Annotated in this window: 9 protein-coding genes, 2 tRNA genes and 2 pseudogenes; 2 read left to right on the forward strand and 11 right to left on the reverse strand. The window is 60.5% G+C overall.

Annotated elements, in window-relative coordinates; all coding sequences use genetic code 11:
• Positions 1 to 189 precede the first annotated feature (189 nt).
• A tRNA-Leu gene (locus tag C9383_RS13080) sits at positions 190 to 276 on the forward strand.
• A 177-nt stretch (positions 277 to 453) separates the two neighbouring features.
• Positions 454 to 540: transfer RNA gene (locus tag C9383_RS13085), tRNA-Leu, on the forward strand.
• Positions 541 to 664: 124 nt separating this feature from the next.
• On the opposite strand, the pseudogene C9383_RS28665 reads toward C9383_RS13085, so the two are convergent.
• From C9383_RS28665 to C9383_RS13135, 11 genes and pseudogenes are all read right to left on the reverse strand, one after another.
• A pseudogene (locus C9383_RS28665) lies at positions 665 to 1,180 on the reverse strand (methyl-accepting chemotaxis protein); the annotation flags it as partial.
• A 342-nt stretch (positions 1,181 to 1,522) separates the two neighbouring features.
• Positions 1,523 to 2,626 (reverse strand): annotated as a pseudogene (locus C9383_RS28670) (HAMP domain-containing protein); the annotation flags it as partial.
• Positions 2,627 to 2,738: 112 nt separating this feature from the next.
• Positions 2,739 to 4,028 (reverse strand): adenylosuccinate synthase, encoded by a 1,290-nt coding sequence (locus tag C9383_RS13095; RefSeq protein WP_060755100.1) that lies wholly within the window; start codon positions 4,026 to 4,028, stop codon positions 2,739 to 2,741.
• A 54-nt stretch (positions 4,029 to 4,082) separates the two neighbouring features.
• Positions 4,083 to 5,270: an ATP phosphoribosyltransferase regulatory subunit gene (locus C9383_RS13100; RefSeq protein ID WP_060755101.1), complete on the reverse strand. Its 1,188-nt coding sequence runs from the start codon at positions 5,268 to 5,270 to the stop codon at positions 4,083 to 4,085.
• A 293-nt stretch (positions 5,271 to 5,563) separates the two neighbouring features.
• Complete coding sequence (gene hflC / locus C9383_RS13105; RefSeq protein WP_060755102.1) at positions 5,564 to 6,430, reverse strand: protease modulator HflC; 867 nt, start codon at positions 6,428 to 6,430, stop codon at positions 5,564 to 5,566.
• Positions 6,430 to 7,605 (reverse strand): FtsH protease activity modulator HflK, encoded by a 1,176-nt coding sequence (gene hflK, locus C9383_RS13110; RefSeq protein WP_090367136.1) that lies wholly within the window; start codon positions 7,603 to 7,605, stop codon positions 6,430 to 6,432. The genes hflC and hflK overlap by 1 nt, the downstream gene beginning before the upstream one ends.
• Before the next feature lie 96 nt (positions 7,606 to 7,701).
• Entirely contained in the window at positions 7,702 to 9,003 is a 1,302-nt protein-coding gene (hflX, locus tag C9383_RS13115; RefSeq protein WP_090367139.1) for a ribosome rescue GTPase HflX, read from the reverse strand.
• 12 nt (positions 9,004 to 9,015) lie between these two features.
• Positions 9,016 to 9,276 carry an RNA chaperone Hfq gene (gene hfq / locus C9383_RS13120; RefSeq protein ID WP_003171355.1) on the reverse strand — a complete coding sequence of 87 codons (261 nt, stop codon included), beginning with the start codon at positions 9,274 to 9,276 and terminating at the stop codon, positions 9,016 to 9,018.
• A gap of 94 nt (positions 9,277 to 9,370) precedes the next feature.
• Positions 9,371 to 10,342 carry a tRNA (adenosine(37)-N6)-dimethylallyltransferase MiaA gene (gene miaA / locus C9383_RS13125; protein ID WP_090367141.1) on the reverse strand — a complete coding sequence of 324 codons (972 nt, stop codon included), beginning with the start codon at positions 10,340 to 10,342 and terminating at the stop codon, positions 9,371 to 9,373.
• Positions 10,342 to 12,255, reverse strand: coding sequence for a DNA mismatch repair endonuclease MutL (gene mutL, locus C9383_RS13130; RefSeq protein ID WP_060755106.1), 1,914 nt, complete (start codon positions 12,253 to 12,255; stop codon positions 10,342 to 10,344). The genes miaA and mutL overlap by 1 nt, the downstream gene beginning before the upstream one ends.
• Positions 12,255 to 13,676: an N-acetylmuramoyl-L-alanine amidase gene (locus C9383_RS13135; RefSeq protein WP_090367143.1), complete on the reverse strand. Its 1,422-nt coding sequence runs from the start codon at positions 13,674 to 13,676 to the stop codon at positions 12,255 to 12,257. Before C9383_RS13135 ends, mutL begins: the two co-directional genes overlap by 1 nt.
• Positions 13,677 to 13,690 lie beyond the last annotated feature (14 nt).

Below are 13,690 nucleotides of genomic sequence, written 5' to 3' on the forward strand. Positions count from 1 at the left end.
TTGGCATACGCGTATTGAAACGGGAAATTTCAGGTTTCAACAAGCGTTTAAAAGCCTTTTGCAGCCCCTGACGGCTACCTTGCACGACCATTGGCGAAATTTTCCAGGTTTTTTTCATCGCAGGGGTTTACAGCCAAAAAATCGCTCCGTATAGTGCGCGCCATCGACGACGGCAACGTTATTGATGCTGCCCAGGTGGTGAAATTGGTAGACACGCCAGCTTCAGGTGCTGGTGATCGCAAGGTCGTGGAAGTTCGAGTCTTCTCCTGGGCACCAATTTCAAACTCAAGGTTGAACCTTGAGTCTCCAAAAACCCGCGAAAGCGGGTTTTTGCGTTTCAGGCCTTTGATTTTTAACGGGAATATTGATTTATATTTTTGTTATCAGGGGTTTACAGATCAAAAAGCCCTCCGTATAGTTCGCTCCATCAACAGCGCAAGCGCTGCTGATAATGCCCAGGTGGTGAAATTGGTAGACACGCCAGCTTCAGGTGCTGGTGACCTTACGGTCGTGGAAGTTCGAGTCTTCTCCTGGGCACCAAATTCAGATCAAACCCGCGAAAGCGGGTTTTTTCGTTTCTGACGTTCGAAAACATTCCCAACAGCTCATTCTCCAGTGCCGGGGTGCCAGCATCTGCGCTGACGCCCCGGATGCACCTGAGCCACTAGGCCCGGAACTGCCCCAGGCTCGCCTTCAATTGCGCCGCCAGCCCGTCCAGCACCTTGCCGCTGGCGGTGGTTTCTACCACTGCCTGCGCGGCGCGCTCCGCCTGCGCATGGATCACCTCGACCCGCCCCCGTACCGCATGAGCACCCTGGGCCTGGTGCTCGGCCGCACGTGTCGCCAAACCGATCGCCGCATGCACCTGCTCAACCGACACCTGTACGGTCTGCTGCAAGCGCACACTGTCGCGCAACACCAGCAGCCCTTCGCTGGCCTGGCGCCCGGCCTTGCCGATGGTTTCCACCGCCTCACGCGCACCCTGCTGCAACGCCACGATATGAGCCTGGATGTCACCGGTGGAGCTTTGGGTTTTACTGGCCAATGCCCGCACCTCATCTGCCACGACCGCAAAGCCGCGCCCGGTCTCTCCGGCCCGCGCCGCCTCGATTGCGGCGTTGAGCGCCAACAGGTTGGTCTGCTCGGCAATCCCGTGGATCACCGTCAACACCACTTCGATCTGTTCACTCTGCTGCGCCAATCGCTCGATCACCTGGGAGCCGGCCTGCACTTGCCCCGCCAAGGCCTCGATCAAGTTGCCGACTTGCGCGGAAGTCCGCGAGTTTTCATCCGTGGCCTGACGAATATCCACCACCTGCTGCAACGCTGCCTGCATCGCATGGCTTTCGGCCTGAGCCTCGTCCGCCATCTGCGACAGCGCGCGCAAGCTCTCGGCCACTTCGTCGCGCTGCAAACCAGCCGCCGCATCAGCACCGGCATTGCGCTGGGTCATGGCCCCGATTTCCACGCCGGTTCGCTGAGCCACATCGCCCGCCTCGCGCACAATCGGCTGCAACTTGTCGACAAAGCGATTGACCGCCGAGGCCATGGCGCCGATTTCGTCCTGGCTATTGATTTGCACACGCTTGGTAAGATCCCCCTCGCCCGCCGCCAAGTCATCCATGGCCGCAATCAGCAACTTCAAGCGATTGACCACACGACGCCCCAGCACGATAGCGATCAGCAGCAACACGCCGAAACCAACCAGTGCCAAGCCCATGCCGATGCGCCAGCGCAAGGTGCCGGCGGCGTCCTGTACAACGCTGGCGGTGTTGGCGCTCATCTGGGTGGCCGTGGCTTGCGCGGATTGCAAGCGGGCCCCCATGGCGGCAGCGCTATCAGCCGCCGCCCCTTTGAGACTGTCGCCCACCAACTGGTCGCCACTGGCGATCAGGGCTGCGAAGCGCTTATCCAGCGCAGCCAGATCCGCCTCCACTGCGGCGGTGGAAACCCCCATGCGCACCTTGCCGATTTCCACGCCATTGGGGCTGATGGACGCTTCGACATAGAACACTGACGGATCATCTTTCGCCGCATCCAGCACTTTATCCAGCGCGCGCTCACCCTTGCCCTTTTCCAGCAGCGCCTGGTTGATCGGGTTTTCGCGATTGAGGTAGCGGGTCAAATGCTCGCCCGCCGCGTCGTCATAGACCACGAACAGTACGTTGGGATTGCGCTGGGCACGCCGGGCGAACTCCGACAGGGTCGGCACGTCACTGTCCCACATGGCGCGGGGCGCCACTGAGGCCAGCAGTTGCGCCATGTCATTGGCGGAATCCTTCAGGTCTTTTTCCAGAGTCGCACGCAGCTGCTTCTGCTCTTCCTGCAGTCGGGTTGAAAGCCCCACTGTCAGGCGCTGACGGGTATTGGTCGACAAGCTGTCCAGGCTGGACGTGACTTCCTTACCGGCCTGGGCCAACTCGCCAGACAGCTTCTGGCTATCGACCCCCAGCCGATTGCCCAAATCAGCCTCAAGCGCAGTGACGGTGCTCCGCGTCAGAGCGACGGCCACCAGCACTTGCACCAAAAGAGCGATACCAAGAGTAACGAACACCGGCCGCAACAGACGGCTTTGTAACAATGAGAGAACGGCAGACATCGAGAATCCCTCCACCCTGGGTGCCATTAATCTGATGGCGCCGCGAAAGGAAGAAGCAAAGCAAGGGCCGTGCCGTTCGCCCGTCACAAACGACAAAGGGCTCCCGAAGGAGCCCTTTGCTTTTTACATCAACAGCTTATTAAGCGAACGGATGACGCAGAACGATGGTTTCGTTGCGGTCAGGGCCCGTCGAAATAATGTCGATCGGTGCGCCAATCAGCTCTTCCACGCGCTTGATGTAAGCGCGGGCATTGGCCGGCAGCTCTTCCAGGGTCTTGGCACCCACGGTCGATTCGCTCCAGCCCGGCACTTCTTCGTACACCGGCTGCAGGCCCACATAGCTGTCGGCGTCAGTCGGGGCAACGCTATTGCCATCTGCATCTTTGTAGCCAACGCAGATATTGATGGTTTCCAGACCATCGAGTACGTCCAGCTTGGTCAGGCAGATGCCCGAGATGCTGTTCACGTCGATAGCGCGACGCAGGATAACGGCATCGAACCAGCCGCAACGACGGGCACGCCCGGTGGTCGCACCGAACTCGTGACCTTGCTTGGCCAGGTGTGCACCGACTTCGTCGAACAGCTCAGTCGGGAACGGACCCGAACCGACACGCGTGGTGTAGGCCTTGGTGATGCCCAGGATGTAGTCCAGGAACATAGGCCCCACGCCCGAACCCGTTGCAACGCCACCTGCGGTGGTGTTGGAACTGGTCACGTACGGATAGGTACCGTGGTCGATGTCCAGCAGCGAACCCTGGGCGCCTTCGAACATGATGTCTTTACCGGCGCGACGCAGCTCGTGCAGCTCGGCAGTCACGTCCAGCATCAACGGCTTGAGCAGCTCGGCGTATTCCTTGCACTCAGCCAGGGTCTTGTCGAACTCGATCGCCGGCTCTTTGTAGTAACCCACCAGCATGAAGTTGTGGTAATCCACCAGCTCACGCAGCTTGTCTTCAAAGCGCGGCATGTTGAGCAGGTCGCCCACACGCAGGCCACGGCGTGCGACCTTGTCTTCATAGGCCGGGCCGATACCGCGACCGGTGGTACCGATCTTCAGCTCGCCACGCGCCTTTTCACGGGCCTGGTCCAACGCAACATGGAAGGACAGGATCAGCGGGCAGGACGGGCTGATACGCAGGCGCTCGCGCACCGGTACGCCTTTTTCTTCCAGCTTGGTGATCTCACGCAGCAAGGCGTCAGGTGCAACCACCACACCGTTGCCGATCAGGCACTGCACGCCTTCGCGCAGGACGCCCGACGGGATCAGGTGCAAGACGGTTTTTTCGCCATCGATGACCAGAGTGTGGCCAGCGTTGTGGCCACCTTGGTAGCGCACTACGGCGGCAGCATGTTCGGTCAGCAGATCAACGATCTTGCCTTTGCCCTCATCACCCCACTGGGTGCCCAGGACTACGACATTCTTACCCATAACACTTGTCCTCATTCGCGCAAACTTGGTGCCGGCAATAGCCGGCAGGAAAACTCAAGAAGCCAGTGGCGATACTTGCCAAAGCCCGTTCTGCAGAATCAATTGCCGGTCACAGTCCGCTTCACGGGCGGCGGCCAATGGCTGCCCAGGCAACGCCTGGACGACACGCTGACCCTCACCGCGCAACTGGCAAACCTGCTGCCAGAGTGCTGCGTCCGTACTGTCGGGCATCCAGATGCCACCAGACGGCAGCTCGACCTCAGCACGCCCCAGGGTCACCAGGGTTTTCAAATCGGTGGAAAAGCCAGTCGCCGGGCGGGCTCGACCGAAGTCGGCGCCAATGTCGTCATAACGACCGCCCTGGGCGATGGCCTGGCCAACACCCGGGACAAATACGGCGAACACTACACCGGTGTGGTAGTGGTAGCCGCGCAATTCACCCAGGTCGAAGTACAGCGGCAACTGCGGGAAGCGCGCCGACAACTGCTCGGCAATTGCCAGCACGTCGTCCAGTGCAGCCAGTACGGGCGCCGGCGCATTGGCCAGGCGCTCACGCGCAGCCACCAGCACTTCACGGCCACCGCACAGGTTCACCAGCGCACGCAGCATGTCGGCCAGGTCGGCAGGCACGCCAGCGGTCAGGGCAATGACTTCATCGATAGCCTTGCGTTGCAGGGCATCGAACAACTGTTGTTCCACTTCACCGGACAAACCGGCCGCACGGGCCAGGCCACGGTAGATACCGACATGCCCCAGGTCCATGTGGACATCCGGCACATCAGCCAGTTGCAGCATGGCCAGCATCAAGCTGATCACTTCAACGTCGCTGCTTGGGCTGGCATCGCCGTACAACTCGGCACCCAGCTGGATCGGGCTGCGGGAAGACGACAAGGCACGAGGCTGCGCATGCAGCACGCTACCGGCGTAACACAGACGGCTCGGGCCTTCGCGACGCAGGGTGTGCGCATCGATACGCGCCACTTGCGGCGTGATGTCGGCACGGAAACCCATTTGCCGGCCTGATTGCGGGTCGATGACCTTGAAGGTGCGCAAATCCAGGTCCTGGCCCGCGCCGGTCAGCAGGGATTCCAGGTACTCGATATGAGGGGTGACGACAAACTCGTAACCCCAGCTCTGGAACAGATCCAACACCTGGCGACGCGCTACTTCAATGCGCGCAGCTTCCGGTGGCAGTACTTCTTCGATGCCATCTGGCAGCAGCCAGCGGTCTACCGTTGCCATTACGCCATTCCCCTATGATCCGGGCGGCCAGCCCTCGGCCGAGCCTTGAGTGAAGCAGAAAATACCCGCCGCCTGCATAAACCACGCGCAAGAGCGACGTGACGATCGGCCTGCCAGCGGCCTCGTCGGGCACTTTCCTCGAAAAACCTGTCACGCCTGCCGAATCAAACATGCAGACGCAAAAAAGCCGGGAATTTCCCGGCTGCCGCATCATACACCCGTTTTCTGAAAGGATCACCCCGCCAGGCGTTTTAGCCGCCCGACGGAGTAAGTCCTACACAGCAACGCGCTGATTACTTGGCTTTTTCCAGGTAGCGGAAGAACTCGCTACTTGGGTCCAGCACCATGACGTCGGTTTTGTTTGCGAAGCTTTCACGGTAGGCACGCAGGCTACGGTAGAACGCGTAGAACTCCTGGTCCTGCCCATAGGCCTTGGCGTAGATCGCCGCGGCTTGAGCGTCGCCATCACCACGGGCCTCTTCAGACTCGCGATAGGCTTCCGCCAACAGTACACGGCGCTGACGGTCGGCATCCGCACGGATACCTTCGGCCAACTCGTTACCCTTGGCACGGTGCTCGCGGGCTTCACGCTCACGCTCGGTGCTCATGCGCTCGAACACGCTGCGGTTCACTTCCTTCGGCAGATCGATGGCCTTGACCCGAACATCGATCACTTCAATGCCCAGCTCTTTTTCCGCCATCGTGTTCAACGAGCGCGTGATATCAGCCATCAGCGCATCACGTTCACCGGACACCACCTCGTGCAGGGTGCGCTTACCAAACTGGTCACGCAGGCCCGATTCCAGGCGGCGCGACAAACGCTCGTCGGCAATCTGCTTGAGGCCGGAGGTCGCAGTGTAGAAACGCTCGGCATCCTTGACGCGCCACTTGGCATAGGCGTCAACCATCACGGCTTTCTTTTCCAGGGTCAGGAAGCGTTGCGTCGGTGCATCCAGGGTCATCAGGCGGGCGTCGAACTTGCGCACCTGGTTGACGTAAGGAACCTTCACATGCAGGCCTGGCTGGACGTCCGCCTGCACCACGCGACCGAATTGCAGCAACACCGCACGCTCGGTCTGAGACACGATGTAGAAGCAGTTCCAGGCAGCGATGACCACGACGACGCCCACAATCAGGGCGGTCAGCGATTTATTGCTCATCAACGACTCTCCCTGGTACGTGTTTGCTGTTGCAGCAAGTCAGCGGCCGAACGGGCGCTCGCTTCGTTGGCAGCAGCCGTCGAACCGGTAGACGGCGCGTTGGTGCCGCTACGGCCACCTTCGATCATCTTGTCCAGCGGCAGGTACAACAGGTTGTTCTGCCCACCTTTGTTGCCGGTCACGAGAACCTTGCTGGTGTTGCTGAAGACTTCCTGCATGGTGTCCAGGTACAAACGCTCACGCGTGACTTCCGGAGCCTTGCGGTACTCGGCAACCAGCTTGGTAAAGCGATCTGCCTCACCCTTGGCGCGGGAAACCACTTCGTCACGGTAACCGTTGGCATCCTCAAGGATACGCTGGGCCTGACCACGGGCTTCCGGCACGACGCCGTTGGCATAGGTTTCAGCCTGGTTGCGCGAACGCTGCTCGTCTTCACGGGCGCGGATCACGTCGTCAAAGGCTTCCTGCACTTCACGCGGTGCCGCTGCGCTCTGCACGTTCACCTGAGTGACGGTGATACCGGTGCGATAGGTATCGAGGAACCGTTGCAGGCGCTCCTTGATTTCGCTGGCCATCAACTCACGCCCTTCGGTCAGCACCTGGTCCATCGCAGTGGACCCCACCACATGGCGCAGGGCGCTTTCGGTTGCGTGCTGCAGGCTGATCTCAGGCTGGTCGACGTTCAGCACGAAGTCCTGCAGGTTGCTGATCTTGTACTGCACGGTCAGCGGCACTTCGACGATGTTCTCGTCTTCGGTCAGCATCTGGCCCTGCTTGGTGTAGGCACGCTCACGCGTGACGTTCTCCATGTACTTCTTGTCGATCGGCGGGAAGTAGATATTCAGGCCCGGCCCTACCGTCTCGTAGTACTTGCCGAAGCGCAGCACGACGGCCTGCTCCTGCTCGTCGACTACGTAGACCGCGCTGTACAGCCATACGGCCGCCAGCACGACAAGACCCAGGCCCAGCAGGCCATAGCCGCCACCCTTGCTTGTGCGACCGCCGTCGTCACCACCACTTTTTTTCCCACCACCGAACAACCCATTCAGGCTTTCCTGCAGCTTTCGGAAGGCCTCGTCGAGATCCGGCGGCCCCTTGCGGTCGCCATTATTGCGGCGCTTACCACCCCAAGGATCCTGATTATTCGAGTTGCCACCCGGCTCATTCCAAGCCATAGCGCTCTCCATCTGATAAAGCAAAGACGCGCCCACGGCGCGCCGACCAATGCTACAGAATGCCTGCTACTGCGACACAACCGCTTTCTCAGGCTTTTATTGCAAAGTGTGTTGTTCGATGAACTCCGCCGGTACGACGCCTTCACGGCTGACCAGCCGATTCAGTTCCGAGCGCGGCAATCGAACGGCCAGCAAGCTGACACCTTCGTCGTCATGTTCTTCTTTCTGTACTGCGCCCAACTCGAAAAACTGTGCACGCAGTCGAGCAAAACGCTGCGGCAAGCGCAAGGTGCCGATAAACAAATCGCTGCCCAACAGCTCGGCAATAGCTTGTTCGAGTAATTCCAAACCACTGCCATCACGCGCTGACAGCCATACCCGCTGGGGTTTGCCGTTCTCATCGCGTTGAATTTGTGGCTCTACGCCTTCAAGCAAATCGAGTTTGTTATAGACCTCGAGGATCGGCAAGTCCTGTGCACCAATCTCGCCCAGCACCAACATCACCTGCTCAATCTGCAACATGCGATCCGGTTCGGCCGCATCGATCACGTGCAACAGCAGATCCGAGTTGCTCGACTCTTCGAGCGTAGACCGAAACGCTTCGACCAGCTTGTGGGGCAAGTGACGAATAAAGCCCACCGTATCCGCCAGGACAATCGGCCCCAGATCATCCAGGTCCAGACGGCGCAAGGTCGGGTCGAGGGTGGCGAACAGTTGGTCGGCCGCGTACACGTCGGACTTCGTCACGTTATTGAACAGCGTGGATTTACCGGCGTTGGTGTAGCCCACCAGGGAAACGGTAGGAATATCCGCACGGGAACGGCCACGGCGTGACTGTTCGCGCTGGCTACGCACTTTTTCCAGGCGGCCCTTGATCTGACGCAGGCGAACCCGCAACAGGCGTCGGTCGGTTTCAAGCTGGGTTTCACCCGGGCCGCGCATACCGATACCACCACCCTGGCGCTCAAGGTGAGTCCAGCCGCGAACCAGCCGGGTGCTCATGTGGTCAAGCTGGGCCAGTTCAACCTGGAGCTTGCCTTCATGGGTACGGGCGCGCTGGGCAAAGATATCGAGAATCAGACCGGTACGGTCGATCACGCGACACTCGAAGACACGTTCGAGGTTACGTTCCTGACTGGGTGTGAGGACGTGATTGAAGATCACCAGATCGGCTTCTTCGGCGTGCACCAGGTCGCGCAGTTCCTCGACCTTGCCGCTGCCAATCAGGAATTTGGCGGTTGGCCGATGACGCGGCACGTTAAAAAACGCAACGGTCTCGGCGCCGGCCGAATTTGCCAACTCCTGAAACTCCTGCGGATCTTCGCGCGCCTCAGGGTCCTGTCCATCCAAGTGAACGAGGATGACTCGCTCACCACCACCGTGGCGCTCAAAGAACAAAGGAGACTCCTATCAGGCGTTACCTGGCTCAGCGTCAGCTGCATCGTCACCTGCTGCGCTAGGCAGACGGATTGGACGAACTGGAACAACTGTCGAGATAGCGTGCTTGTAGACCATCTGGCTGACGGTGTTCTTCAGCAGGATCACGAACTGGTCGAACGATTCGATCGTACCTTGCAGTTTGATACCGTTCACCAGGTAGATGGAAACCCCCACTTTCTCTTTACGTAAAGTATTCAAGTAAGGGTCTTGTAGCGAATGCCCTTTTGACATGTGTCGCACTCCTATAAGGATCAATAATAAAAAAGCGGAAAATAGATAGCTTATGGCCGTCAAACCCACAAGGATAGACGGCAATTGCAAGGACTCAGCTCAATATGGAGACCGTTCCCAAGTATTTCAAGGCGCGTGACAGATTGTCGCTGTCCAGGCTGTCCAACCAGTGCAAATCGCTCCAGCTGCGCAGCCAGGTGAACTGGCGTTTGGCCAATTGGCGCGTGGCAATGATGCCGCGCTCCTGCATTTCGGCCCACGTCAGCTTGCCATCCAGGTGATCCCAGACTTGGCGATAGCCTACAGCACGTATGGAAGGTAGCCCGGGATGCAGGTCACCTCTTGAACGCAGTGCTACGACCTCGTCCACAAACCCCTGTTCCAACATAATTGTGAATCTTTGTGCAATTCGTTCATGCAGCACCTGGCGATTTGCTGGAGCAATCGCCAGATTCGCCACAGTATAGGGCAATTGTGACTGTCCAGATGCGTCTGCATCAGCACTTTGCGCAGTTTGTTTCAGCCTGTGTTCAGTCATGGTCTGGCCGCTCACACGCCAGACTTCCAGGGCGCGTGTGAGGCGCTGGGGGTCATTGGGGTGAATGCGCGCGGCAGAGACCGGGTCGACCGCCGCCAACTGATCGTGCAGCGCTTGCCAACCAAGGCGTGCAGCCTCCTCTTCAATCTCGGCGCGCACCTGGGCATCAGCCGGCGGCATATCCGCCAGGCCTTCCTGCAAAGCCTTGTAGTAGAGCATAGTGCCGCCCACCAGCAGCGGAATATTGCCCCGCGCGGTAATGTCAGCCATGGCAGCCAGGGCGTCGGTACGGAAATCCGCCGCAGAATAGCTTTCGGCCGGGTCGATAATGTCGATCAGCCTGTGCGGGTACTGGGCCAATAGCGCTTTTGAGGGCTTGGCCGTACCGATGTCCATGTCCCGGTAAACCAGGGCAGAGTCGACACTGATCAGCTCGCACGGCAACACTTTGGTCAGCTCGATGGCCAGGTCGGTCTTGCCGGCGGCCGTGGGGCCCATCAGGAAGATGGCGGGGGGCAAGGCACTCATCAACGGCCGCGCAGGAACAGTTTGTCCAGATCGTCCAGGCCCATCTGGGTCCAGGTCGGTCGGCCATGGTTGCATTGCCCGCTGCGCTCGGTGTTTTCCATGTCGCGCAGCAGCCCGTTCATTTCCGGCAGGGCCAGGCGGCGATTGGCGCGGATGGCGCCATGACAGGCCATGGTGCCAAGCAGCTCATTGATGTGCGCCTGGATACGATCGCTGGTGCCGTACTCCATCAGGTCCGCCAGCACATCAGCGACCAGGCGGTTGGCTTCAGCCTGTTTGAGCAGCGCAGGAATCTGGCGGATCGCCAGGGTTTCCGGCCCAAGGCGCTGCAATTCGAAGCCCAGTTTCTGGAACACGCCGTGATGCTCTTCGGCGCAATCGGCTTCCCGCTGGCTGACCGCCAGGGACTCGGGCACCAACAGCGGCTGGCCGCTGAGGCCTTCGCTGGCCATGGCGATCTTCAAGCGCTCGTACATGATCCGCTCATGGGCGGCATGCATATCGACCAGCACCAGGCCGTGGGCGTTTTCCGCCAGGATGTAGATGCCTTTGAGTTGCGCCAACGCATAACCCAGCGGTGGAATATCCCCCCCACCCTCCGGCAACGCAACGGCGCCCGGCTCGGCCCCCGGCAATGGCGCAAAAAACTCGCGATAGGCCGCCTTGGCTTCCGCCACCGGCACTGTCGATTGCGGACGCGGCGTGTATTGGTACTGATAACCCGCGCCCGAACCGGAACCCGGCGCGGTGTATGACGGCTGTGGCTGCGGCGATTGCAACAAATTGGCCGCCAAGCTCATTTCGCCCTGTGGGCCAAACTCGCCGGCCTCCGGCCCGCTCGGCCGTACCACCGCCGTCACGATCGGCGCAGACAACTGATCATCCGGACGCACATCGCCCAAGGCACGGTGCAACGTGCCATAGAGGAAGTCATGCACCATGCGCCCGTCACGAAAACGCACTTCATGCTTGGTCGGATGCACGTTGACGTCGACCACCGACGGGTCGACCTCGAAAAACAGCACAAACGTGGGGTGCCGCCCATTGAACAGAACGTCGCGATACGCCTGGCGCACCGCATGGGCCACCAACTTATCGCGTACTGCACGACCATTCACGAAGAAATACTGCAGGTCCGCCTGGCTACGGGAGAACGTCGGCAACCCGACCCAACCCCACAGGCGCAAGCCGTTGCGCTCGATCTCAATCGGCAGTGCCTGCTCCAGGAAACCCGACCCGCAAACAGCGGCCACACGCCGTGCACGGGCAGCGTCGTCATTGGCTTCATGCAGGCTGAGGATGGTCTTGCCGTTGTGGCGCAGATGAAAAGCCACGTCGAAACGGGCCAGCGCCAAGCGCTTGATGACTTCCTGCAGGTGATCGAATTCGGTTTTTTCAGCCTTGAGGAACTTGCGGCGCGCCGGGGTATTGAAGAACAAGTCGCGCACTTCCACCGAAGTGCCCACCGGGTGCGCAGCCGGCTGGACTCGAGGCGCCATGTCACGGCCTTCGGTTTCTACCTGCCAGGCCTGGTCGGCACCACGGGTCCGCGAGGTCAGGGTCAGGCGGGCCACGGAGCTGATGGAGGCCAAGGCCTCACCGCGAAAACCCAGGCTCATCACCCGCTCAAGGTCTTCCAGATCGCGAATCTTGCTGGTGGCGTGACGCGCCAGAGCCAGCGGCAGGTCATCGGAGGAGATGCCGCTACCGTCATCGCGCACGCGCAGGAGCTTGACGCCGCCCTGCTCCACATCGACATCGATGCGCTTGGCGCCTGAGTCGATACTGTTCTCCAGCAGCTCCTTGATCACCGACGCCGGACGCTCAACCACCTCGCCCGCGGCAATCTGGTTGGCCAGGCGCGGGCTGAGCAGTTCGATGCGTGCGCCGCTGTTCAACTGTGATTCGCTCATTACTGCGCCGCCAATTCAGTGCCGGGAATGGTCAATACCTGGCCGACTTTCAATTCATCGGTTTTCAGGCCATTGGCACTGCGCAACGTGGCAGGCGAAACCTGGAAGCGCACGGCCAGCATGGCCAGGGTGTCGCCGGGCTGCACGCGATGGTCACGTGGGCCCTGGGCGATTTTCCCGGAGTCGCGCAGCCAGGCAATGTAAGTGCCCGGCGGCGGGTTCTGCTGGAAGAACTGGCGGATACCGGCGCTGATCGAACGCGCCAGCGCCTGCTGGTGGCTGGTACTGGCCAGCTTGGAGGCTTCGTTGGAATTGGAGATAAAGCCGGTTTCCACCAGGATCGACGGGATATCCGGCGACTTCAACACCATGAACCCAGCCTGCTCGACACGCTGCTTGTGCAGCGAAGTGACCCGGCCGATATTGCTCAGCACTTTCTGGCCGACGTTCAGGCTGGAGGTCAGCGAAGCAGTCATCGACAGGTCGAGCAGCACGCCGGCAAGCATTTTGTCCTTGTCATCCAGAGACACGTTGCCGGCCCCGCCGATCAAGTCGGAACGGTTTTCGCTGTCGGCCAGCCAACGGGCCGTCTCGGAAGTCGCGCCGCGATCGGACAGGGCGAACACCGAGGCGCCGAAGGCGGCGGACGAGGGTGCGGCGTCGGCGTGGATCGACACAAACAGGTCGGCGCCTTTCTTGCGGGCGATTTCCGTACGGCCGCGCAATGGAATGAAGTAGTCACCGGTACGGGTCAGCTCGGCGCGATAGCCTTTCATCGCGCTGACCTGACGCTGCAGCTCACGAGCGATGGCCAATACCACGTCTTTTTCATGCTGGCCGCGCGAGCCGGATGCGCCCGGGTCTTCGCCACCATGGCCGGCATCGATCACCACAATAATGTCACGCTTGCCCGGCGGGGCCGGTGGGGGTGGCGGCAACTTGACCTGCGGCTGCGACGGGTTGACCGGCACGGCCGGTACCGTGGCAACACTCGGGGTCGGCACGGGCGTCGGGTTGGCATCGGCGGGATTGTCGAACAGATCGACCACCAGCCGGTTGCCGTACTGGGCATTCGGCGCCAGGGAGAAGCTTTTCGGGGTCACGGCCTTTTTCAGGTCGATAACCACACGCAGATCGGTCGGCGTACGCTGGGCCGAGCGCATGGCGGTAATCGGGGTGTTGGCGGTGGACACTTTGAGCGGCGCGGCCAGGGACGCACCATTGATGTCGATCACCAGGCGATCGGGCGCCGTCAGGGTAAAGACACTGTGCTGGACCGGGCCAGACAGGTCGAACACCAGTCGCGTGTTATCCGGCGCTCGCCACAGGCGAACACTTTTCACCTGCGAAGCAGCCAGAGCATTGACAGTCATTGCCGCAAGCAATACCCCTACGACAGCAACCAACGCGCGAAAGCGCATACCTAACCCCACCA

The organism is Pseudomonas palleroniana, assembly GCF_003031675.1.
Taxonomy (GTDB): Bacteria; Pseudomonadota; Gammaproteobacteria; order Pseudomonadales; family Pseudomonadaceae; genus Aquipseudomonas; species Aquipseudomonas palleroniana.

Excerpts from the sequence above, each read along its gene's own strand:
- hflK (WP_090367136.1), bottom strand. The coding sequence starts at position 7,605 with ATGGCTTGGAATGAGCCGGGTGGCAACTCGAATAATCAGGATCCTTGG.
- mutL (WP_060755106.1), bottom strand. The coding sequence starts at position 12,255 with ATGAGCGAATCACAGTTGAACAGCGGCGCACGCATCGAACTGCTCAGC.
- hflC (WP_060755102.1), bottom strand. The coding sequence starts at position 6,430 with ATGAGCAATAAATCGCTGACCGCCCTGATTGTGGGCGTCGTCGTGGTC.
- miaA (WP_090367141.1), bottom strand. The coding sequence starts at position 10,342 with ATGAGTGCCTTGCCCCCCGCCATCTTCCTGATGGGCCCCACGGCCGCC.
- C9383_RS13135 (WP_090367143.1), bottom strand. The coding sequence starts at position 13,676 with ATGCGCTTTCGCGCGTTGGTTGCTGTCGTAGGGGTATTGCTTGCGGCA.
- hfq (WP_003171355.1), bottom strand. The coding sequence starts at position 9,276 with ATGTCAAAAGGGCATTCGCTACAAGACCCTTACTTGAATACTTTACGT.
- C9383_RS13095 (WP_060755100.1), bottom strand. The coding sequence starts at position 4,028 with ATGGGTAAGAATGTCGTAGTCCTGGGCACCCAGTGGGGTGATGAGGGC.
- C9383_RS13100 (WP_060755101.1), bottom strand. The coding sequence starts at position 5,270 with ATGGCAACGGTAGACCGCTGGCTGCTGCCAGATGGCATCGAAGAAGTA.